General features: G+C 26.4%; 27 protein-coding genes. 10 read left to right on the top strand and 17 right to left on the bottom strand.

The window, feature by feature from the left end; translation table 11 throughout:
* Positions 1–47: 47 nt before the first annotated feature.
* From ACH5BH_RS08685 to rpsL, 5 genes are all read right to left on the bottom strand, one after another.
* Complete coding sequence (locus tag ACH5BH_RS08685) at positions 48–1,577, bottom strand: AAA family ATPase (protein WP_423298079.1); 1,530 nt, start codon at positions 1,575–1,577, stop codon at positions 48–50.
* Complete coding sequence (locus ACH5BH_RS08690; protein ID WP_423298080.1) at positions 1,577–2,443, bottom strand: NAD(+)/NADH kinase; 867 nt, start codon at positions 2,441–2,443, stop codon at positions 1,577–1,579. Before ACH5BH_RS08690 ends, ACH5BH_RS08685 begins: the two co-directional genes overlap by 1 nt.
* A 204-nt stretch (positions 2,444–2,647) precedes the next feature.
* Entirely contained in the window at positions 2,648–4,756 is a 2,109-nt protein-coding gene (fusA, locus tag ACH5BH_RS08695) for an elongation factor G (protein WP_423298081.1), read from the bottom strand.
* 112 nt (positions 4,757–4,868) lie between these two features.
* Positions 4,869–5,336, bottom strand: coding sequence for a 30S ribosomal protein S7 (gene rpsG, locus ACH5BH_RS08700; RefSeq protein ID WP_404305732.1), 468 nt, complete (start codon positions 5,334–5,336; stop codon positions 4,869–4,871).
* A gap of 16 nt (positions 5,337–5,352) precedes the next feature.
* Positions 5,353–5,727 carry a 30S ribosomal protein S12 gene (gene rpsL / locus ACH5BH_RS08705; protein WP_152190696.1) on the bottom strand — a complete coding sequence of 125 codons (375 nt, stop codon included), beginning with the start codon at positions 5,725–5,727 and terminating at the stop codon, positions 5,353–5,355.
* 357 nt (positions 5,728–6,084) lie between these two features.
* On the opposite strand from rpsL, the gene ACH5BH_RS08710 reads away from it, so the two are divergent.
* The 8 genes from ACH5BH_RS08710 to ACH5BH_RS08745 all read left to right on the top strand — a co-directional run bounded on the left by ACH5BH_RS08710 (position 6,085) and on the right by ACH5BH_RS08745 (position 13,222).
* The gene (locus ACH5BH_RS08710) at positions 6,085–6,960 is read left to right on the top strand and encodes a LysR substrate-binding domain-containing protein (protein WP_404305735.1); all 876 of its coding nucleotides are present in this window, start codon (positions 6,085–6,087) and stop codon (positions 6,958–6,960) included.
* A 152-nt stretch (positions 6,961–7,112) separates the two neighbouring features.
* A complete protein-coding gene (cuyA, locus tag ACH5BH_RS08715) occupies positions 7,113–8,111 on the top strand; it encodes a D-cysteate sulfo-lyase (RefSeq protein WP_423298082.1) in 999 nt (332 codons plus the stop codon).
* Between the two features lie 2 nt (positions 8,112–8,113).
* Complete coding sequence (gene dctP / locus ACH5BH_RS08720; RefSeq protein ID WP_423298083.1) at positions 8,114–9,073, top strand: TRAP transporter substrate-binding protein DctP; 960 nt, start codon at positions 8,114–8,116, stop codon at positions 9,071–9,073.
* Positions 9,070–9,531: a TRAP transporter small permease gene (locus tag ACH5BH_RS08725; RefSeq protein ID WP_404305741.1), complete on the top strand. Its 462-nt coding sequence runs from the start codon at positions 9,070–9,072 to the stop codon at positions 9,529–9,531. Before dctP ends, ACH5BH_RS08725 begins: the two co-directional genes overlap by 4 nt.
* 2 nt (positions 9,532–9,533) lie before the next feature.
* On the top strand, positions 9,534–10,829 hold the full coding sequence (locus ACH5BH_RS08730; protein WP_404305743.1) for a TRAP transporter large permease: 1,296 nt from the start codon (positions 9,534–9,536) through the stop codon (positions 10,827–10,829).
* Positions 10,830–10,831: 2 nt separating this feature from the next.
* A complete protein-coding gene (locus ACH5BH_RS08735) occupies positions 10,832–11,590 on the top strand; it encodes an alpha/beta fold hydrolase (RefSeq protein WP_404305745.1) in 759 nt (252 codons plus the stop codon).
* A 16-nt stretch (positions 11,591–11,606) separates the two neighbouring features.
* The gene (locus ACH5BH_RS08740; protein ID WP_404305747.1) at positions 11,607–11,990 is read left to right on the top strand and encodes a RidA family protein; all 384 of its coding nucleotides are present in this window, start codon (positions 11,607–11,609) and stop codon (positions 11,988–11,990) included.
* 200 nt (positions 11,991–12,190) lie between these two features.
* Entirely contained in the window at positions 12,191–13,222 is a 1,032-nt protein-coding gene (locus ACH5BH_RS08745; RefSeq protein WP_423298084.1) for a YeiH family protein, read from the top strand.
* A gap of 94 nt (positions 13,223–13,316) precedes the next feature.
* Here ACH5BH_RS08745 and ACH5BH_RS08750 read toward each other — a convergent pair whose 3' ends face one another.
* Genes ACH5BH_RS08750 through ACH5BH_RS08760 form a run of 3 tightly spaced genes read right to left on the bottom strand, consistent with a single transcriptional unit; the run spans position 13,317 to position 14,443 of the window.
* Positions 13,317–13,760 carry a YaiI/YqxD family protein gene (locus ACH5BH_RS08750; RefSeq protein WP_423298085.1) on the bottom strand — a complete coding sequence of 148 codons (444 nt, stop codon included), beginning with the start codon at positions 13,758–13,760 and terminating at the stop codon, positions 13,317–13,319.
* Positions 13,760–13,954, bottom strand: coding sequence for a YwbE family protein (locus ACH5BH_RS08755; protein ID WP_254576207.1), 195 nt, complete (start codon positions 13,952–13,954; stop codon positions 13,760–13,762). Before ACH5BH_RS08755 ends, ACH5BH_RS08750 begins: the two co-directional genes overlap by 1 nt.
* A 3-nt stretch (positions 13,955–13,957) precedes the next feature.
* The gene (locus ACH5BH_RS08760; RefSeq protein ID WP_404305753.1) at positions 13,958–14,443 is read right to left on the bottom strand and encodes a hypothetical protein; all 486 of its coding nucleotides are present in this window, start codon (positions 14,441–14,443) and stop codon (positions 13,958–13,960) included.
* A 128-nt stretch (positions 14,444–14,571) separates the two neighbouring features.
* Between ACH5BH_RS08760 and ACH5BH_RS08765 the strand changes: the two genes are divergently transcribed.
* Entirely contained in the window at positions 14,572–15,936 is a 1,365-nt protein-coding gene (locus ACH5BH_RS08765; protein ID WP_423298086.1) for a chloride channel protein, read from the top strand.
* 2 nt (positions 15,937–15,938) lie between these two features.
* Here ACH5BH_RS08765 and ACH5BH_RS08770 read toward each other — a convergent pair whose 3' ends face one another.
* From ACH5BH_RS08770 to ACH5BH_RS08800, 7 genes are read right to left on the bottom strand one after another with little or no spacing between them, the layout of a single operon-like run.
* On the bottom strand, positions 15,939–17,228 hold the full coding sequence (locus tag ACH5BH_RS08770; protein WP_423298087.1) for a sensor domain-containing diguanylate cyclase: 1,290 nt from the start codon (positions 17,226–17,228) through the stop codon (positions 15,939–15,941).
* A 33-nt stretch (positions 17,229–17,261) separates the two neighbouring features.
* The gene (locus ACH5BH_RS08775; protein ID WP_404305759.1) at positions 17,262–18,077 is read right to left on the bottom strand and encodes a DUF2971 domain-containing protein; all 816 of its coding nucleotides are present in this window, start codon (positions 18,075–18,077) and stop codon (positions 17,262–17,264) included.
* 38 nt (positions 18,078–18,115) lie between these two features.
* Positions 18,116–18,772, bottom strand: a complete 657-nt coding sequence (locus ACH5BH_RS08780) for an energy-coupling factor ABC transporter ATP-binding protein (RefSeq protein WP_404305761.1) — start codon at positions 18,770–18,772, stop codon at positions 18,116–18,118.
* Positions 18,756–19,415: a CbiQ family ECF transporter T component gene (locus tag ACH5BH_RS08785; protein WP_423298088.1), complete on the bottom strand. Its 660-nt coding sequence runs from the start codon at positions 19,413–19,415 to the stop codon at positions 18,756–18,758. Before ACH5BH_RS08785 ends, ACH5BH_RS08780 begins: the two co-directional genes overlap by 17 nt.
* Before the next feature lie 2 nt (positions 19,416–19,417).
* Entirely contained in the window at positions 19,418–19,891 is a 474-nt protein-coding gene (locus ACH5BH_RS08790; RefSeq protein WP_423298089.1) for a hypothetical protein, read from the bottom strand.
* Positions 19,888–20,490 carry a cobalt transporter CbiM gene (cbiM, locus tag ACH5BH_RS08795; protein WP_423298090.1) on the bottom strand — a complete coding sequence of 201 codons (603 nt, stop codon included), beginning with the start codon at positions 20,488–20,490 and terminating at the stop codon, positions 19,888–19,890. Before cbiM ends, ACH5BH_RS08790 begins: the two co-directional genes overlap by 4 nt.
* A 19-nt stretch (positions 20,491–20,509) precedes the next feature.
* Complete coding sequence (locus ACH5BH_RS08800) at positions 20,510–21,232, bottom strand: DUF4198 domain-containing protein (protein WP_423298091.1); 723 nt, start codon at positions 21,230–21,232, stop codon at positions 20,510–20,512.
* An 87-nt stretch (positions 21,233–21,319) separates the two neighbouring features.
* Between ACH5BH_RS08800 and ACH5BH_RS08805 the strand changes: the two genes are divergently transcribed.
* Positions 21,320–21,940: a transposase gene (locus tag ACH5BH_RS08805; protein ID WP_423298092.1), complete on the top strand. Its 621-nt coding sequence runs from the start codon at positions 21,320–21,322 to the stop codon at positions 21,938–21,940.
* On the opposite strand, the gene ACH5BH_RS08810 is transcribed toward ACH5BH_RS08805, so the two are convergent.
* Together ACH5BH_RS08810 and ACH5BH_RS08815 are read right to left on the bottom strand one after the other, a co-directional pair.
* Complete coding sequence (locus ACH5BH_RS08810; RefSeq protein WP_404305773.1) at positions 21,924–22,211, bottom strand: YciI family protein; 288 nt, start codon at positions 22,209–22,211, stop codon at positions 21,924–21,926. The two genes, ACH5BH_RS08805 and ACH5BH_RS08810, sit on opposite strands and share 17 nt — an antisense overlap.
* Before the next feature lie 42 nt (positions 22,212–22,253).
* The gene (locus tag ACH5BH_RS08815; RefSeq protein ID WP_404305775.1) at positions 22,254–22,961 is read right to left on the bottom strand and encodes an EAL domain-containing protein; all 708 of its coding nucleotides are present in this window, start codon (positions 22,959–22,961) and stop codon (positions 22,254–22,256) included.
* Between the last annotated feature and the right edge of the window lie 181 nt (positions 22,962–23,142).

Genomic DNA, 23,142 nt, shown 5'->3' on the forward strand with positions numbered 1-23,142 from the left:
TTATGCTATTTAATTTTATATATTTGAGATTTTTTTACTTATAAAATTTAGTTTAATAAGTTTTTAGCAAATCTAACAGCTTCTTCTGTTATATTTTCACCACTTATCATTCTTGATATTTCATTTACTCTTCCTTGTGTATCAAGTTTTTTTACAATTGAAGTACCTTTATTTTTATCAACTAAAAAATGTTGATTTGAAGAGGATGTAAGTTGAGGCTGATGTGAGATTGCAAAGATTTGATAAGATTTTGCTAACTTTGTAAGTACTTTAGAAATTGCTTCACTCTCTTTTCCACTTAGATTAGCATCAATTTCATCCAAAAATAAGATTCCATTATCAACAATATCAAATTCACTCATCGATGTAAGTAATGCTAATCTTAATCTATTAAATTCACCCGAACTTATTGTTTCTAAACTTACTCCTGCTAATTCAAATTTAATTAAATCAATACCTGTAATATCAATTTCTTTAATGTCAAATATGATTTTAGCATTCCCTAAATATAGATCTTTTAGATATTTATTGATTTTATTTTCTAATAATACACTAACTTTTTTTCTAATTTTACTTATTGATAAGGACAAGATTTCTAATTCTTCTCTTAAATCATTTTGTTTTTTTTCTAATACGCTTTTTTCAAAACTAATATTTTCATAAGATTCTAATTCTTTTATTTTTTCTTCTTTATATTCTAAACACTCTTTTATAGAACCAAATCTTTTTTGTAAGGAAGAAAGCTTCTCAATTCTATCTAAAACATTTTCAATATCTATATCTTCAAGTTCATATAAAGAATCATTAAATTTCTCAAATATATTTGTTAGTTCATTCATTGTATCATCAAAAAAACTACTATCTATTTCTAATAATTCTAAAGCATTATTTACTGATGAATTGTAATTTAAAATGACAGAAGCTTCTTTGATAGCTGCTTCAAGCTTATCTTTTTTCGCTAACTTCTTTTTTATTTCATTTAGTTCTTCATATTCATCAATTTTTGGATTAATAGCTTCAATTTTGTCTATTTCAAATTTAGCAAACTCTTTTAAATCTTCAAGTTTTGATTCATCTTCATAAATTTTTTCAAGTTTTGCTCTTACTGATTTAAGTTCTTGATAAAATTTAATAAACTCTTTTTTTAAAGTATTAAATTCTTTATTTTCTTTTGAAGCTAAATTATCTAAAAAACTTATAAGTTTTGAACTTTGAAAGTCACTTGTGTCTTTTAAGTTTAAATGTTTAATTAACTTAGAACTAAACTCGTTTAGTTTCTTTTTTGAGATAGTTTGATTGTTTAAGAAAAATCTTACTTTTTCTTTTTTAATAGTTTTTATAATAATTTCATCATTATTTGAAATATCAAAAGCTTCATTTTCAATATTTGAGTTTACAAGAATAACCTCTCCTAGTTTTGATTTTACATCACTTAAAGAAAATAAAGAAAGAATTGCTTCCATTAAAATAGATTTACCTGCTCCACTAGGCCCTGTAAAAACATTTAGTCCTTTTTCAAAATTTAATTCTACTTTTTCAAAAGATAAACAGTTTTCTAAATAAACTCTATCAATCATTAGTTACCCCATCTTAATTTTTCATTTAAAACATCAAAATAGTTTCTCTCACATCTATGAATTAGTTTTGCATTATCTTGTGCAATTTTTATTTTAATCGTTTCATTTTGCTCTATTTCGTAAATATCTTGTCCATCTACAATTATAACTGCCCCTTGATTATCTGAAATATTAAACTCAATTTCAAAATCAGCAGGCATTACTAAAGGTCTTTGAGTTAAAGAATGAGGTGCAACAGGAGTAATAATGAAAGCTTCTGTTAGAGGATATACTAAAGGGCCTCCTACAGAAAGGTTATATGCAGTTGAACCAGTAGGACTTGAGATAATAACACCATCACCATAATAAGAATTAAAAGGTTTACCATCAATTTTAGCATCTATTGATATCATAGAAGAAATAGATTTTCTTGAAATTACAATATCATTAAAAGCAACAAAATTATTTAAGTTTAAATTACCTTCTATCATCATTCTATTATCAATTCTATAATTATCTTTTTTTAAATCAGCAACAAATTTTTCTAATTCATCCATATTTATATCTGTTAAAAAACCTAATGTTCCTAAATTTATGCCTAAAATAGGAATATTATATTTAAAAGATCTTCTTACAACAGATAATAAAGTACCATCTCCACCAACAGAAACTAAAAAATCAACTTTTTTACATAATGAGTCTAAGCTATAGCCCTCATCATCTATCATCATAGCTGAATTATATTCTAAATATGTTTCTATGTCATTTTCATTAAATATTTTTTTTATTTTTAGATAGTCAGTTTTTAATTCAGGGCTTGAAGGTTTTAAAATAACCCCAACACTTTTGATATTTTCTAAAAGATTAAGACTTTTTTTTAGTTTCAACTTTTCATCCTAATGAAGATATATTTTTAGGATTTTAGCATAATTATATTATAAAGAGTATTATAATTACAAATTGCAATATTTTTATAGGAAGTTTATTTTGTTTTTGTATAAAAAAAGGGAAGTTTTTAAACTTCCCTTTTCTTAATATCAAAAGCTTGTTAAAACATAAAAGAGTGACTCATGTCACTCTTTTATACTGTCTTAACCATTTCTTTTAGAAATAATTTCCTCAGAAACATTTTTTGGAACTTCAGCATAGTTATCAAATAACATACCGTAAGTTGCTCTACCTTGAGTCATAGATCTTAAGTCAGTAGAGTATCCGAACATTTCAGATAATGGAATCATTGCAGTAACTAGTTTAACACCAGCTCTTTCATCCATAGATTGAACTTGTCCTCTTCTTTTATTAACGTCACCGATAACATCTCCCATATACTCTTCAGGAGTTTCAATTTCAACTTTCATCATTGGCTCTAAGATTACAGGTTGAGCAGCAGCTGTTCTACAACCTTCTTTGAATCCCATAGATGCAGCTAATTTAAATGCCATCTCAGATGAATCTACATCATGGTAAGAACCATCATATAATGTAACTTCAATATTAACCATTGGATAACCAGCTAAAATACCACCAGCCATAGCTTCTTCACAACCTTTTTGAACAGCAGGGATATATTCTTTTGGAACAGTACCACCTTTAATTTCATTGTGGAATTTGAAGTTATCTTCTGAATCAGCAGGTAATGGTTTAATATCTAAATATACGTGACCATATTGACCTTTACCACCAGATTGCTTAGCATATTTGTACTCGTTTTTAACAGGGTTTTTAATAGTCTCTCTATATGCAACTTGTGGAGCACCAACTTCAGCTTCAACTTTAAATTCTCTTTTCATTCTATCAACAAGAATTTCTAAGTGTAACTCACCCATTCCTGAAATAATAGTTTGTCCAGATTCTTCATCAGTATTAACTCTAAATGATGGATCTTCTTCTGCTAATTTTCCTAAAGCAATACCCATTTTTTCTTGGTCAGCTTTAGTTTTAGGCTCAACTGCAACAGAAATAACTGGCTCAGGGAATTCCATTCTTTCTAAGATTACTGGATCTTTTTCAGAAGCTAATGTATCACCTGTAATAGTGTTTTTTAATCCAACTACTGCACCGATTTCACCAGCATATAATTGAGAAACTTCTTCTCTATTATTTGCGTGCATTTGAAGTAATCTTCCGATTCTTTCTTTTTTCATTTTTGTTGAGTTCATTACATAAGTACCAGACTCTAATTGTCCTCTATATACTCTTGTAAATGTTAATTGTCCAACAAATGGGTCAGTCATAATTTTAAATGCTAATGCTGCAACTTCACCTTCATCAGTTGAAGGAACGATAACAGCTTCACCATCTTGAGTCTCACCTTTAATATCAGCAACCTCTGTTGGTGCTGGTAAATACATAGCAACAGCGTCAAGTAAAGTTTGAACACCTTTGTTTTTAAATGCAGTACCACAAGTCATTGGAGTAATTGTCATATTTAAACAAGCAGTTTTTAAACCAGCAATAATTTCATCTTCTGATAATTCACCCTCTTCGAAGTATTTTTCCATTAACTCTTCAGAAGACTCAGCAGCAGCTTCAATCATCTTTTCTCTATATTCTTCAGCTTGGTCTAATAAGTCAGCAGGAATTTCTTCTACATGGTAGTTAGAACCCATAGCAGCATCTTGATCCCAAACGATAGCTTTCATTTGTACTAAATCAATTACACCTTGGAAATCTTCTTCTGCTCCAATAGGAAGTTGAATTGGAACTGGATTAGCTTTTAATCTTTCAGATACTTGCTTTTCAACATTAAAGAAATCAGCACCTGTTCTATCCATTTTATTAACGAAGATCATTCTTGGAACACCGTATTTATTTGCTTGTCTCCAAACTGTTTCAGATTGTGGTTGAACTCCACCTACTGAACAAAATACAGCTACAGCACCATCTAAAACTCTCATAGATCTTTCAACTTCAATAGTGAAGTCAACGTGACCTGGTGTGTCAATGATATTAATTTGTAATTGTTCATTAGTTTTTGGGTGTTTCCAGTGACAAGTTGTTGCAGCAGAAGTAATTGTAATACCTCTTTCTTGCTCTTGTTCCATCCAGTCCATAGTTGCAGCACCATCATGAACCTCACCAATTTTGTGAGATACACCAGTATAGAATAAAATTCTTTCTGTAGTTGTTGTTTTACCAGCATCAATGTGAGCAGCAATACCGATATTTCTAACTCTATTAAGAGGTGTTTTTCTTGCCATCTTAAATTTTCCTTTTAAGTTTAATAGTTTTCGTAATTTTATCTAAATTACAATAAAAAAAAAGGGCGTAAAACACCCTTTTTTAAATATAAAATGATTTATTACAGAATGATTACCATCTGTAGTGAGCAAATGCTTTATTAGCTTCTGCCATTCTATGCATATCTTCTTTCTTCTTGAAAGAAGCTCCTCTTTCATTAGCAGCTTCAAATAATTCGTTTGCTAATCTCTCAACCATAGTTCTTTCATTTCTTTTTCTAGCAGCGTCAACTAACCATCTTAATGCTAAAGTTTGTCTTCTTACAGCTCTAACTTCTACAGGTACTTGGTATGTAGCTCCACCAACTCTTCTAGATTTAACTTCTAAAAGTGGCTTAACATTTTCAATTGCTTTTTCAAATAATTCAATACCAGACTCTTCACCTCTAGCATCTAAGTTAGCAATTGCACCATACATAATTTTTTGTGCTGTAGATTTTTTACCATCTAACATAACTGTATTAATAAATTTAGTGATCACTTTACTATTGTAGATAGGATCAGCCATTACTTCTCTAACTGGAGCTTTTCTTCTTCTCATTTTTCTATCCTTCTACTTATTTCTTTGGTTTCTTAGTACCGTATTTAGATCTTGCAACAGTTCTGTTTGCAACACCAGCAGTATCTAAAGCACCTCTAACTACGTGATACTTAACACCAGGTAAATCCTTAACTCTTCCCCCTCTAACTAATACGATAGAGTGTTCTTGTAAGTTGTGACCCTCACCACCAATATATGAAATTACTTCAAATCCAGTAGTTAATCTAACTTTTGCAACTTTTCTTAAAGCCGAGTTTGGTTTCTTTGGAGTTGTAGTATATACTCTAGTACATACACCTCTTCTTTGTGGACATTTATCTAATGCTGGTGATTTTGATTTTTTAATCACCTTTTTTCGCTCTTTTCTAACAAGCTGATTAATAGTAGGCATTCTTTCCCTTTATTTTTATTATAGAGAGTCTTATAAAGTCAAAATGAATCTTTAAGATTCTCTATTTCTTGGTTTGAGCTTTAAAGCGGCTCATGCTTCTCGTTACGCCAAATGACGCCATGACATATGATAAGAATCATAATCAAAACGATACTACCATTCTAGAGAAACGTTGAGTGTTTTCTAAAAAAGTTATAGATTATATTTAATAATAGCTTAATTTTTTCTTATATTAAACTGAAATGTTGTTATAATAAACTTTACATAACTTGAATATTTTATATTTATTAATAATTAATACTAATTAATAGCTTTTATATTGTACTATTATTAACAAATTCTATATAAGGAATAAAAATGACAATTAGAGAAATGGATATATTTGTTAATGTTGTTGAGTTATCAAATTTAACTGAGGTTTCAATTAATATGAATTTAACTCAACCAAATATTTCAATAACAATTAAATCTATTGAAAAAGAGTTTAACGAAAAAATGTTTGATAGAATAGGTAAAAAATTAATTGTAAATGAAAGAGGAAGAATTTTATATAATGAAATTTTACCTATATTAACACAAATAAAAGAACTTCAAAATAAATTTTCAAAAAATAAATTAATTGGTAATATAAGTGTAGCGGCTACTAATACAATAGGTGTATATGTTCTTCCTTTTGTACTTTATGATTATAATAAACTATATCAAGATGTAAAAATCACTCATTATTACAAAGATGTTAATTCTATTATATCTCTAATTAATTCAGGAAAAATTGATGTAGGATTTATTGAAAGTGATATCAATGACAAAAATATCGTTAAAGAATTGCTTTATAAAGATGAACTTATAGTAGTTAGCGCAGATAAAGAACTTACTAAAAAAAGTTTTTATATTGATCAATTATTTTCAAAAGAATGGATAATTAGAGAAGAAACTTCAGGAGTAATGAAAGTATTTTTTGATTATCTAGGAGATTTAAAAAATGAATTAAATATTACTCTTGCACTTGAACATGCTCTTGCAATAAAACAAATATTAAAAAACTATAAAGACACAATCTCAATTTTACCTGCAAAAAGTGTTGAAAATGAATTAAATGAAGGTATCTTATACAAAGTTGATACTATCAATATGAAATTTGAAAGAAACTGTTATATGGTCTATCATAGAAATAAATTTAGAAATGCAGTATTTGAATCATTTAGAACTTTTATTATTGAAAATATAAATTAATTACTTAATTTAATTAATTAATATTTCTGTAACTATAAATTTCTTTTATCTAAAAAATAAAAAAAACTTATTTTTTATAATATTTCATTTCTGATACTATTTTAATACACAGATACTAGTATTTAATAATTTAAAAAGTGTTAGGAGAAAAGATGGATATAAACAGATTTAAAAAAAGAGGTTATGTAAAAAGACCTACATATATTGAGCCTCTTAATAATTTAACAAAGCTAATGAATAAGAATATAAATCTATACGTAAAAAGGGATGATTTACTTGAAAGTGGAGGAAATAAAACTAGAAAGTTAGATTATCTTATTGCTGATGCAATAGAAAAAGGTTGTGATACGCTTATTACTTGTGGGGCAGTACAATCTAATCATTGTAGAATAACTTTATCTTGGGCAAATCTTGAAAAAATGGATTGTCATTTAATTATAGAAGAAAGAGTAAAAGGCTCATATAAAGAAGATGCAAATGGAAACAATTTTTTATTTCATTTAATGGGAGCTAAATCTATTAAAATGGTACCTGGAAAAAGTGATATGATGGCTGAAATGGAAAAGAAAGCTGAAGAATTAAGAAAAGAAGGTAAAAAACCATATATAGTTCCAGGTGGAGGTTCAAATGGTATTGGTGCGTTAGGATATTCATCTTGTGCATTAGAATTAATGGAACAACTTGCTAAAGAATCATTGGATATTGATACTATTGTTGTACCATCAGGAAGTTCTGGTACTCATGCAGGTATGGCTGTTGCTCTAAAAGCTTTAAATAGCAAAATAAATCTTGTTGGTATAAACGTATCAAGAACAACAGAAGAACAAAAAGACACTGTTTTTAAAGTTGCACAAGAACATATAGAAGTATTAGGTCTTGATAAAAATATCTTAAGAAGAGATGATTTAATTTGTATTGAGGATTATGTGGGAGAGGGATACTCTCTTAAAACTGAAGGTATGAAAAATGCAGTTGAAGTTTTTGCTAGAGAAGAGAGTATTTTACTTGATCCTGTTTATACAGGAAAAGTTGCAGATGGATTCTTAGACTTAATTAAAAAAGATTATTTTAAAGAAGGTTCAAATGTATTGTTCTTACATACTGGTGGGTCAATAGCCTTATACGCATATCAAAATTACTTTAAGGATTAAAAATGTTACGAAGTATATTATTAATTTGTCTTGTTGGAGCTGTTGCAGTAAATGCTAAAACTTTAAGATTATCTACTTATGTTAATTCAATAGATGTAAGATACAAAGGTTTTGAACATTTTGCCGATTTAGTAAAGAAAAAAAGTAATGGAAAACTAAAAATCAAAATATATGGTTCATCTACACTTCATGGTTGGAGTGAAGGAGTTGATGCAGTATTAGGTGGGGTAACAGATATTTCTTGGTTACCTTCTGATAAGAGGTTAAAGTGTCAAAGAGTTACTGCACTATATCCAGCAGTAGTTGATTTTAAAAAGCAAATTGAAACAGATGCAAAATATACAGAACTTTTAGAAGATGAACTTTCAAAAAATAATTTAAAAGTAATCTTTAATTCAAACTATTCTTATGACCAAGAATGGTGGTTTAAAGAACCAATAGCAGATTTAACAAAACTTGATGGGAAACAAGTAAGAAGTCCTTATCCTGTTATAAGTGAAATGATTAAACAATGGGGAGGAAACCCAGTATTTATCTCACCAAAAGAAGTTTTTCAATCAGCAGAGAGAGGTGTTGTAGATGGTGTAAGTATGGGTGTAGCTACTTATAGTTCTTGGAAATTATGGGGTGTAATGCCACACATGGTAAATGGAAGTTTATTTTACGGTAATACTCAATATGTAATAAATAAAAGTTCATTTGAAAAACTATCAAAAGAACACCAAAAAATCCTTCTTGAATCTGCAAAAGAATCTGAAGTTTGGTTAAAACCTAGATACGAAGCTTGGGTAAATGAAAGAGTTGGTCAAGCAATCATGGAAGGTGGAGGAAGTGCATACTCTTTAGATATTGATAAAAGAAAAGATATTGTTAAGAAAATTCAAGCAATATGGGATATAAAAGTTAAAAAAGAGTGTGGAGAAGATTTAGCAAATAAAATAAAAGAATTGGTTAATCAATGAATAAATTAGACAAAATCACAGTATATTTATCCTATCTAGGTGGGGTTATTATTGTTATCCAAAGTCTATGGATAGGAGTCTCAGTTTTCTTACGAAAACTGGGGTATCCAGATCCATACGTTACAGAGGTTACAGCATTGATGCTTTTACCACTGGCTTTTTTAGGTATGAGTTATTCATTAAAAGTTAATGGTTATCCAGAAGTTACATTACTTAATGAAAAGCTACCAACAAAAATAGCAAAGTTTTTTAATAAGGTTAAATATCTTGTAATATTTCTAATAGGAATATTTTTTACATTGACTTTATATAAAGCTTTTACTTTAGCCTATGTAAGTGGTGCAAGTAGTGAAATATTAGAAATACCGAGAACGTATGTTGCATTTCCAACATTGGCCTCTATGATATTTTTTAATATTTACAGTTTATATAAATTATATTTAGAGTTTAAGGATTAAAAATGGAATGGTATATTGTTGGCATAGGACTATTAGGTCTTTTAATGCTATTTATTAGTATAGGAATCCCTATTCCATTTGCTTTAGTGGGGGCGTCATTGCCTTTTTTATGGACAATTCAAGACTTTAATACTTCTTTGATGTCTAATCAATTACAGTTATGGAGAACTTGGATAGATTACATATTATTATCTGTACCTATTTTCATTTTTTTAGGTGAGCTTATTGCAAAATCAAATCTAGGTGAAAAGCTATATGAAGCATTTTATAGAGGTATTCCAGTAAGAGGAACTGCTGCTTATGGTAGTATTGGAGCTTGTGCAGGTTTTGGAGCTGTTTGTGGATCTTCAATGGTTGGTTCTTTAACAATAGGTGGCGTTGCATTAAAACAAATGTTAAGACTTGGTTACAATAAACAATTAAGTGCAGGTATTCTTGCAGCAGGTGGTACTTTAAGTGTACTTATTCCACCTTCTTTAATTTTATTATTTTATGGAATTGTAACAGATACTTCTATTGGTAAGTTATTTATTGCGGGAATTATTCCAGGTATTATTTTAACGGGAATGTTTTTCTCAATAATATTAATATGGCAAAAATTTGATGATACTTCTATTCCAAGAAAAGATTCAATAGAAACTGTAGGTTTCAAATTTGTATTTTTTGCATTTTTACCTATTATTGTAGTTGGTTTAATTATTATCACATCAATATATTTTGGAATTGCAACTCCAACGGAAGCTGCAGCATTAGGTGTAATTGCAACTTCTATTTTTTCATATTTTTTAGGTGGAATAAATTTCAAGAAATTTCTTGAAGCTATTCTTTCTACAATGAAAACAATGGGTTATTTAGGTATTCTTTTAGCTGGTGCATCGCTTTTTGGTTTTGTAATTGAGTATTATGGTATACCAGATGAAATTACAGATTTTATGACAACATTAAATCTATCAAAATATGAGATTTTATTTGCCGTTATTATTTTCTATATTATTATTGGAATGTTTTTAGAACCTGTATCTATGACATTTATTACTTTACCAACTATTTTCCCTCTAATTAATTTAGTTGGATTTGATTTAATTTGGTTTGGTATTGTTTATACAATTACAATGGAAATAGCTGTTTTAACACCTCCTGTAGGTCTTAATTTATATGTAATACAAGGTATATCAAATAATGAAATTACAATATTCGATGTAATAAAAGGTGTATTACCATTTTTAGTAGCTCTTGTACTAATGATCGTATTATTAATTTTTGAACCAACTATTGCTATGTATTTAACAGGGGATTAATTATGATTCTAAACTATAAAATATACGGAAATAAAAGTAATGAAAACTCAATTCTATTAATTCATGGATATTTAAGCTCTCATGAACATTTTAAATTTCAAATTAATGAATTAGTTAGAAATAACTTTTGTGTATATTGTATAGATATGCCAGGCCATGGCTTAAATAAAGAGGTATTATTGCCAAATATGACATCATTTGCAGAATCAATGATTGAAACAATAAACTTCTTAGAGCTTAAAAATTTTTCTTTACTTGGACACTCTATGGGTGGAATGTTAAGTATTGAAATTGCTGTTACTATTAGTGAGCAGATAAATAAACTTATATGTTATGGTACTGCAGCTAGTGGGAATTTAAAAAATAGATTTGAAACATTTGAACAAAGTAGAGATAGAGTAAAAAAAGATTATACAACTTTTAAAAAAATGGCCCATGCAAAATGGTTTTATAAAGGTGAAAATGATAAATATTTTGATTTGTGTTATAACTCAGGAAAAGATATTTCTATAAGTTCAGCTATTAATTCATTAAATGTTATGGAGACATTTAATGCAAAAGATAGAATATCAAATATAAAAAATAAAACTCTTATTATGTATGGAGATAGTGACAAAACCTATGGATTAGATGATATTTTATTTCTAAAATATCACATTGAAAAAAGTAGCTTATGTGTACTACCTAGATGTGGACATAGTCCCCATCTAGAAAAAGTAGAACTTTTTAATCAAATTTTAATAGATTTTTTAAAGAATTAATATAGAAGGAATAAAAATGAAAAAAATCATATCAACAAATAAAGCTCCAAGTGCTATTGGACCTTATAATCAAGCCACGGCATTTGAAAACTTAATATTTACATCAGGACAAATTCCCCTTGTAACTTCAACTATGGAAATTGTAGAAGGAGGAATAGAAGAACAATCAAAATTAGTATTAGAACACTTAAAATCAGTTTTAGAAGAAGCTGGTTCATCATTAGATAATGTCTTAAAAACAACTTGTTATTTATCTGATATGGATAATTTTCTTAAATTCAATGAAGTTTATAATAATTTCTTTGGTGGAGAAAATGCTCCTGCTAGAGCAACTGTAGCAGTTAAAACTTTACCTAAAAATGTCCTTGTTGAAGTAGATGCTATATCTTTCAAAAACTAACAATAGATAGATTATTTAATCTATCTATTTCTTAATTAAAAACTCTTTATTTATTTTAATATTATCAAGTCTAACAATAAAATTAACAATTATTCAATAATATATTTTCTTTACTTATAAATATTTTTTATTATAATAATTAGTTTAATATATTTTACTTATTAAAAAATTAATTATACAATTACTAAAAAAGGATTTTAATGCTTAATTTAAATAAAAATTTAGGCTTAATTTATGGATTAGTATTTGTAGGTTTATTTGCATTTATTTCAGTTCTTATTTCAAAACTTGAAATATTTCAAAACTATCATATAAGTCCTCTAATTATAGGTATTATATTAGGAATTTTATTTTCACATACTTTTAGAAGTAAATTACCAGATAGTTGGAAAGCAGGAATTATATTCTCTACTAAAACTTTATTAAGAACAGCTATTGTTTTTTATGGATTTAGATTAACATTTCAAGATATAACTGATATTGGTGTTGCTGGAGTTGTAAGTAGTTTTTTAATAGTAACTTTAACTTTTATAATTGGCATGTTTGTAGGGATTAAAGTACTAAAATTAGACAAAGAGACTACAATACTTACATCTGCTGGAAGTTCTATTTGTGGTGCAGCAGCAGTATTAGCAACTGAATCAGTTATAAAAGCACCTGCACATAAAAGTGCCATAGCAGTTGGTACTGTTGTTTTATTTGGAACTATTAGTATGTTCTTATATCCTTACTTATATAGTATAGGATTTTACTCTTTTACAGAACAAGAATTTGGATTATATTTAGGAGCAACATTACATGAAGTAGCACATGTTGTTGCTGCAGGAAATAGTATTAGTGAAGAAGTAGCAAACTTCTCAGTAATAGAGAAAATGTTAAGGGTAATGTTTCTAGCTCCATTTTTAATAGTAATCTCTTATTATATAACACAAGTTGCTAAATCTAAAAAAGAAGAGTCTTCAAAATCAAAAATTGTTATACCATGGTTTGCTTTTTTATTCATTGCAGTTGCTATTTTTAACTCTTTTGATTTATTAAATCATCAAACTGTAAATGTAATAAATGAAGTTGATACTTTCTTTCTAACTATGGCAATGGCAGCACTTGGAATGGAAACACACTATAATAAATTTAAAGATGTAGGAATGAAACCTATTTACCTTGCTACAATCTTATTTTTCTGGTTAATGATAGGTGGAATTGCAATAACACTTTTCTCTTTAAAAATATGATTTTTTATAAAAATGATTTAAGCAAATAAGTATTTATTTACTATCATTTGCTTAAATCTATTAAATAAAAGAGATTAGTCTTATTTTTTAATAATTATAGTTTTTGTAAAACCATATTTAATGAATTAGCAAAACGTTGAGAATCTTTTTGATTAAATGGTTTAGGGCCTTTTGTAATCTCTCCACTATCTCTTATTTCTTCCATTAAATTTCTTATAGCTAGATAGTGTTTGATATTATCTTCTGTAAATATCTCTCCTCTATGATCAATAGCCATTGCATTTTTTTCAATAACTCTATTTGCAAGAGGAATATCAGCTGTAATAACTAAATCATTTTCGTTCAATAACTCAACTATTTTATTATCTGCTTCATCTGCACCTTCATTTACAATTAAATATTTTATAAATGAAGATTTACCTATATTTATTTTTTTATTAGCAATAACATAAGTATTTAGCTTCTTTTTTTCAATTGCTCTTAATATAATAGGTTTTAAAAGATTGGGAAAAGCATCTCCATCAATAAATAAAGTCATTATAAAATCTCTTGCACTCTTCCTACTTGTCCATCTTGCAATCTAACTTTTATTCCATGAGGATGGGAAGGAGAATTAGTCAAAATATTTTTTACAATTCCTTGTGTTAATTTTCCACTTCTTTGATCTTGTTTTAAAACAATATTAACTTTTTGTCCCTGCTTAATAGAAAATCTTTTTTTAGGATCATTCATAATCTAAGCCTTAAAACTTAATGCTTGTTTAGCAAAATCTTTTCCATAAAAAAATATGATTTTGTACGATAAAGATACTTTTGCATTTTGTCCATCAGTTATATCAATAATATTAAAGTTAAAACCTTCATCAGCGTTATTTTTACTTCTAACTTTTATTTCTACTGGTTTTAAAGTTCTCATCATATTTTCAATATTTTTTTTCTCTTTTGGTTTTACAGTTGATAAATACTTTTCATCTTTTTCCATACTTTTTAAATAGTTATGTAGTAAAAGTTTTGTATCTTTATAAATTCCTTTACTCCAAGAAACCTTTCCTTTTGAGAAATGAAAAATATTACTTTTATTTAAAAGAGGAAATATTGTTTCTTTTTTTATATCATCTATAAGCTGTAAGAAGAAGTTTACTCCACCAATTGAGTCTGCATATTTTGTTAGAAGCTCGTTGATTTCTTTTTTTTCTTCTATACTTAAATCTTTGAAATTCATTTATTACCTTATTTTTTTCGTAAGTATATCTAAATCTTAAAACTTTTCTACATCAATTGCTTTTTTTTAATTTTGTCTTACTTTTATGTGTTACAATTTTAATATAAATATTTTCCAAAGATTCTATTATGAAAAAACATTTTTTAGAACAATCTCTTATATTTTTTAGTGTAACTAAATGGGTACTTTTATCTTCAGTAATTGGAGTAATTATTGGTGCAATTATTACTTTCTTTTTAAATATAATACATAGTGCAAACACACAAGGTGAACTTTTACCTTTTCCAACATATTACCTCCTTCCTTTTGGATTAATGTTAACAATCTTCATAGTAAAAAAATTTGCACCAGATGCAAAAGGTCATGGAACAGAAAAAGTTATTGAAGCGGTTCATAAAAAAGATGGTTTAATGGATGTAAAAGTTATGCCTATAAAACTTTTTGCCACTGTAATTACTATATTTACAGGAGGTTCAGTAGGAAAAGAAGGTCCTGGAGCACAAATAGGTGCTGGTGCAGCTTCTTTTATATCTCAACTTGTAAAATTTTCAGCAAGAGATAGAAAAAAACTTGTTATTTGTGGTATTAGTGCAGGTTTTGCATCTGTTTTTGGTACACCAATTTCAGGTGCTATCTTTGGAGTTGAAGTTTTAATTATTGGTATTATAATGTATGATGTTTTATTACCATCATTTATTGCTGGGTTTGCAGCTTATACAACAGCTAAGCTTTTAGGAATAAACTATACTTATTATCACATGGAATTTTCAAATACAATTCCTTTTGATATTATTCTTATACTTCAAGTTATTATTGCTGGTTTATTCTTTGGACTTATTTCGTATTTTATGATTATGACTTTAAAAAATACAGAGATACAAATAAAAAAAATTAAATTGAATATTTATTTAAAAGCTTTTATATCTGGTTCTTTTTTAGTAGTTTTATCTTTTTTTATTGGAGATAAATATTTTGGCTTAGGGTTAGATACTATTTCAAGTCTATTTTATAGTGATCCTAATATATCAAATGATATACCATGGTACTCTTTTATCGCAAAAACAATCTATACCTCTATCACTTTAGGTGCAGGGGGAAGTGGTGGTGTTATAACACCTATTTTTTATGTGGGAGCTACAAGTGGACAATTTTTTGGAACCTTAATAGGAGATAATATTGCACTATTTGCAGCACTTGGACTTACTAGTGTACTAGCAGGAACAACTAATGCTCCAATAGCAGCAACTATAATGGCTGTTGAACTTTTTGGAATCGAAATAGCCCATTATGCTGCAATTAGCGCAATTATTACCTTTTTAATTACAGGACATAGAAGTGTCTTCCAATCTCAAATTTTAAATATGAAAAAATCTGATATGCTTAATATTGAATATGGAGATAATGTAGATAAAAGTAGTATTGACTTATCGGATAAAAATAAAGAAAAAGTAAAAAATTTCTTTGAAAAAGTAAAATTTAAACAAAAGAAATAAGCTTACTTAATACATAGCTTATTTCTACCTGATTGTTTTGCTTCATATAAAGCATCATCTGCTCTTGAAAAAATATTTTCATAACTTAAATCCATTTCATAAAGAGAAGACAATCCTACACTAAAAGTAATTTTAATATCATCAGAACATAACTTTTTAAAAGGATTTTCGTGATGAAACTGCATTAATCTATGAGCAAATTCACTTGCTTGAACTACATTAGTACAAGGTAATATAAAAGCAAATTCTTCACCACCTACTCTACAGAACACATCTTCTTCTCTTTTCATTTTTTGACAAATTTTTGTAATTTCAATAAGTACTTTATCTCCTACTAAATGACCATAAGTATCATTTACATTTTTAAACCAATCTATATCTAAAAGTACAATAGATATATCTAAACTATATCTTTTTGATCTCTTAAACTCTTTTTTTGCTTGTTCAACAAAATATCTTCTATTATTAGCTTTTGTCAATTCATCTGTGATGGACTGAATTCTTAACTTTTCTTTTAGTTTTTGTAACTGGGTTATATCAGTTGATAAACCAATTAGGGACATATAGTCATCACCTTGCATTTTAAAGGGTATTTTTTTACTCCAATAATGCCTTTCTTCCCCTTCCTCATCAAAATAAATTTCTTCTTGACTTTTTTGTTTATTTGACTTAAATACTTCTTTATCCATCTTCCAAAAGGCATCAGCTATTTTTTTATCAATAATTTCAATATCTCTTTTTCCTACAACATCTTCTGCTTTACAATTAAAAAGTCTTGCTACTTTTGAATTAACATATCTAAACTTTCTATTTTCATCTTTCATATAGATATAAGCATCAACATTATCTAAAATAGTATTTAGTAACTTTGTTTGTTCAGATAGTTCTTCTTCTAACTTTTTTCTTTCAGTTATATCTGTAGAAATTCCACACATACCTATAATTTCTTTATTTTTATTATAAAGTGGCTTTTTAACAGTCCAATAGGTTTTTTCTTCTTTAGTTTCAAAAATATAATTTGTTTCTTCTTTTTCTATAACTATCCCATTTTTTAAAACTTCTAAATCATTCTTTCTTAATTCATCTGACATTTTTAAATCAAAAAATGCTCTATCATCCTTTCCTATAACCTCAGCTAAAGAACAATTAAATAAAGATAAAACTAAATTATTTGCATAAGTATATTTGCCTTCTTTATCTTTTGTATATACATAAGCACCTGTTTCATTAATAAGTGTTTTCAATGATGCTAGTTCAATTTCTAAGTTGTTAATTTCTTTTTTACTTTTCATAGAAACTCCTTAATTAAATAAATTATATAATAATTATCTATAAGATGATTTTGAACTTTTGATTTTTACATTATAAAAACCGTTATTTGATAAAAATATTTTGATCTCTTTATCAATAAATTTGTTTTTTGGTCCTTTTACAATTTCAACAATTGCTGGAATATCTTCAAACTTTTTACTAAATTCAAATTCAAAATAAGGAATTAAGTTTCCACATACTGCTCTAAACTTCATATCTGACAGATTTTTCTTAAAAACAAAACTTTCACTTTTTTTATCATCTATTATAACTGGATTATGAATCAGTCTTACTTCTTTTTCTTCTTCAAAAAGTTCATTTTTACATTTAGCTGCTAAATTATTAATATTATTAATTACTTCATTTACAATATCTTTAAAAGTATTTGAATTAAAATCTATTTCATTAGAAATAGTTTCAAGAGGAAGAAAAATCTTATCTATTTGTTTTTCTTGTTTTTTTTCATCATATAAAACATCAGTTGTATGAACTAATTTATTAGTTTTAAAATAATCAGAATTAAAACCAATTGCTACTCCATAACCATCATTTGCATAAGCTCTCCACTGACTTAATAAATCACTTCCTTGAGAAAATGATGCTATATATACACTAGGTAGTTGTTTATTAAAGATATCTTCAAAAGCTTTATATTTTGAAAAATTATCTTTATTTCTAATTTTTTCTAATTTTTTACTTACTTTGTCATTTATCCAATGTATTTCTTTGTAGTCATTAAGATTATAAACAGAACTTAACCATAGTTTTTTATTTTGAATAATTGCTCTGAAAGCTTCAACATGGCAATAATGATATATAATTTTTCCCATAAGATACTCCTGTGAACTATCATATATCAATATCTTAACTAAATTTTCATTAGCTCTAAGCCTGTAGGTTTTAATTCATATATCGTAGAAGTTAATTTTTCTATAAAACTTTTATGGTGAGATATAATTACCATAGATTTATTTATAGAGTTTAAAAGTTGTAATATTCTCTCTTCTGATTTTGAATCTAATGCATTTGTTGGCTCATCTAAAAGTAATATTTTAGGTTTAGTAATCAAAATACTAGCAAGTGCTACTATTTTTTGTTCTCCTCCACTTAAATCATAAATAATTCTGTCTTTTAAATGCTCAATATTTAACTTTTGTAAAATAACTAAAGCTTTATGATAAGCTTCTTCTTTTTTCTCTTTTTTAGCTCTAAGATTAAACATTACATCTTCAATTACTGTTGGACATAAAAAAAAGTCACTAACATCTTGAGGTAAGTAACCTATATCACTCCTAAATTGTTCATACTGTTTTTTTGAAGAAATTAAGTTATGAAATAAATGAAGTTCTCCATCATAATTTGATTCTAAACCAGCTATTATTTTAAGAAGAGAACTCTTACCTACTCCATTTGCACCAATAATCGCAACTTTTTCTTCATGTCCTACATTTAAAGTTACCCCACTAAATAACTCTTTTGAATCATTTTTATATCTTAAATTTTTTAAATTAAAAGAACAACTCATAAATAACCTTTGTTAATATTGTAAATAAAACTGTAAAAATCAAGTACTTATCATATACTTGAACAATAAAGTCTTCATTTAAATAAATTTTATTTTTAAAACCTCTATATATAAAAGTTTGTCTTAAAGAATATGATTTTCTTATGGCCTTTACAAAAAGTAAACCCATAATATTTCCAAAAGTTTCATAAGTAAATAAAGAAGTATCTGCTTTAAAACCTCTAGCTTTTAGACTATTTTTTATTAAAGTAAAATCTTTAGTTAAAAACTCTATCATTTTTAAAGTAAAATATGTAGAAGAAACCACAGAACTTGGGAAATTCAAACTATTTAAAGCTCTAACTATATCATAACCTTTTGAAGTAAAAAAAAGTGCTATATTAAATAAAAGTATAGCATTTGCTCTTATATAAATATTTAATGCCTCATTCAAACTACTACTATATAAAAGAGTTAAAAATAGTATAAAAATAAAAAAATTTAAAAAAAGAAGTTTTCTTAAAATTAAAAATAAATGTTTTTTTTGGCAAAAAAGTAAAAATATTATAGGAAAAATATAATAAAATTCAAAAGCTGAAAAACTAACTAAAATTGAATAAATAAAAGCACTAAGTAAAGAAATAGAAGGATTAAAATTTATCAATTTTAATCCTTTTTTATTTTTTTAAGAAAAATAAAAATTCCTATAATAATAAATAAAGCAAACAATATTTTAAATATTTCAAAATATGATAACTTTTGTTCTAAAAGTTTAACTTCTAATTTTAATTTCTTATTTTCTTCAAGAAGCTTTTCCAATTTTTTATCTAGATTTATTTCATTAGTTTTATAAGTTCTTTTAATTATATTTGATACTGCATGACCTGAACCTGCATCAACAATTAGATTAAAAAAATCTTCTTTAATATCTAAATAGACTTCACCTTTATCATTTGTTTTATCTTCAAGTAATAGTTTATCATTTTTATATATTTTAACACTACAATTTTTACAACCTGCGCCACTAGCAAAATATGCACTTACAAATAACTTATCATTTTCAAAATTTGTAAAAACATTTAATTTGTGTGCATAAGTGAAAGATATAATTAAAAGTAAAATAGTAAAAATTCGAATCATATATTTGCCTCTTTTAAAAGTTTTGGGATTGACTTTTTGATATATAAAAGTAAAAATAGTGAAATTAAACCTTCTAAAATTATAGCTGGAATATTAGCAAAAATTAAAGAATAAGAAGCTATTAAATATTCATCCTTCGCAAAATATAATACTAAAGCTAAAAATAAAACACTAAATAATATTCCTAAACTTCCATAGAAAAAAAATCTAACTTTTTCATTTAATTTTTTGAATAAAGGTATTTTATTGATAAAAAAAACCAAATATGCTGGGAGTGCCATTATTATTATATTTGCACCAAGAGAACTTAATCCTCCATATCCCAAAAGTAAAGCTTGTAGAAGTAAAGCAATAGCAATACATAAAAAAACAGCTTCACCTAAAAATAGGCCTATCACTCCTACAAGTAGTAAATGTATTTGAGTAGGACCTAAAGGTATATGAATAAATGAAGCAATAAAAAATAAAGCACTCATTGCAGCAAGTAAAGATATATCTTCACTTTTTAATTTCTTAATTGAATAGGCACATAAACCTAAACTAGCAAAGCCTAGACTACTAGCAACTTCAATACTTAAAACACCATCAGATATATGCATTTAGAATCCTACTTATTTATTAATATGTTTTAACCCATATTAATGCACCATTTTCAATTGGGTACATTTTACCATTAAACTCTTTTTGTCCTTCTTCAATCAATGCAGCAAATCCCCACCAACCTTTTTGGTTCATTACAAAACTAAATTCACCTGCATTATTAGTTTTAACTACTTGAGTTATATGTGCATCACTAGGAGCTTTTAATCCTAAAGTATTATAAAACTCTACTTCAACTTCAACATTAGATGCAGGTTGCCCTTTAACCAATACTTTTCCAGTAAAAATATTTCCACTATATAAAGCAAAAGGTTTTACCATTGGAACAATTTCATATTCTAACCCAATTGGTTCATCCCAACCATCCTCAAAACCATAAGCACTTAGAATTATTTTTGGTACATGTGAAATAAATTTACCTTCTGCTGGTTCAAAATAAGGTTTAGGAATAGTAAAAAACTTATATACCCCAGGTTTTTTAACCTTATAATTTGTACTCCATGCTTTATGATTAAATACTTCAAACTTTTCCAAAGGCAAAGAATTTTCTTTACTATTTACATATATATCAAGAGGTTTTTCCATTGTCATACCAGTTTGTTCAAAAGGATGAATAAACATCGTCTTAATATTTATATTTGATTGATCTTTATTTTTCACATTATCTGTATTTGGTAACATTGTAAGAAAATGTGCATTTGCGATAATAGCAAAACTAAAAAATAAAATTAGCTTTTTCATGAGAACTCCTATATTTTTAGAAATTTTATCTTAAGATGTTTACTGTAAAATAAATTTTACAATTTCTTATATATTTTTGGAACCAAAATGAATAAATGTATATATTGCAATAATGAAAAACTATATGTATTAAAAAACAACTATCTGAAATGCTCTAAATGTAAAAAAAAGTTTTCTTTAATTAAATACAATAGACAATTAGCTTTAATAGAATGTTTTTCTCAGAATTTAAATGCATTACAAACAGCTAAAAAATTAAAATGTAATTATATAACAGTAGGAAAAAGGTTTTTTCAATATAGAGAATTAATTGTAAGTTTTTTAGATAATGTTTATAAAAGTATTAAAAGAAATAAATATGAATTTGACGAATATATATACTTAAAAAATAAAAATATAAAAACTGCTCAAAATTTTTTAACATTTAATTATGAAAATCATATTTATAATATTATGCTTCCTTCTTTAAATAAATTTTCTGAATCAAACGCGGAAGAATTATCCACTTTTCTTAAATATAATAAAATTGCACAATTAAAAAGTTCAAATAGTTTAATAAATGATTTTTGGGATTTTTTAGAAAATTTTTTAAAAAAATATAAAGGAATAAAAGAAGAAAATTTTATCTATTACTTAAAAGAGTGTGAATTTAAATTTAATTATGATAAAAAAACTCAAGAAGAAATTCTTCTTAAGCTTTTGGCATAACCTTAATAGGAACTACTTGAATTTCTTCCATATTCCAAACACCATTTTTTACATAAGGTTCATTAACTAGCCACTCATCAAACTCATCTTCATTTTCAAAGTTTGTTACAACAGAAGAGCCAACCATTTTATCATCTTCAATTAGTGCACAAGCAGAAACTATTTTTCCCTCAGCCATTAACTTTTGAGTTCCTTCAACATGTTCAGGTCTCGCTTCCATTCTTTTTTCTAAAGCATCTTCATAATCATAAGCGATAATTAAATATTGCATCTTAATCCTTTTTTGTTAATATAAAATTTTAACTAAATAAAATTAAACAATAGTTACAAGATTATCAAAATAATAACCTTGAACAAAATCACAATCTAGTTGTTTAATTAAATCATAATCATCTTTAGTTTCAATTCCTTCTATAATTGAATATTGATTATTAAGTTTAATTGTTTTTAGTACTCCATCTAAGTAATATTTATAACTATTATTTAACCTTATTTGTCTTATAAATGATTTATCAATTTTTATATATTTACTATTATTCATCATGTGAAAGGAAAACATAGAACCATCTTGGGCAAAATCATCTAGAGCAGATTCAATATTCATTTGTTTTAACCAGTCAGAAAAATCTTTCATAATGACAGCACTTGTTTCATCATCACTTCCATTTTCAGTTATTTCAACAACTAAATTTTTTTTATTAAGAAGTAAAAAATCTTCCCAATACTTTTTTTGTTCATCAGTAACAAAAATATCTGCATCAAAATTTAAAAAAAGTTTTTCATTATGAGTAAAATTTTGTATTTGTAAAAATTTATTTCTTTTTTCCAATTCAAAAAATAGTTTATTATTATTATGTAGTTTTTTAAATATATTTTCTGTACTTATTATATCATTATTAATGTCAAACTTTGACAACGCCTCATACCCATATATATCTAAAGTATCTTTATATAATATAGGTTCATATTTTGTATAATATTTAGCATTTAATATTAATTGTTTAAATTCTATAGCATTCATAAATAGTATAATAACAAAATGAAGCTTATTTTAAAATGATAATTACTATTGATATTAATTAAATAAGTTAAGTGAAAATATGAAACTAATTGGGTATATTAGTACATTTATATATCTATATATATTTGACATTTCTATATTTATGGGCATTACTTCTTCAATAGAAATTCCTGCTAATAAT

The sequence above is a fragment of the Arcobacter rhizosphaerae genome (assembly GCF_049472155.1).
Classification (GTDB): domain Bacteria; phylum Campylobacterota; class Campylobacteria; order Campylobacterales; family Arcobacteraceae; genus Arcobacter_B.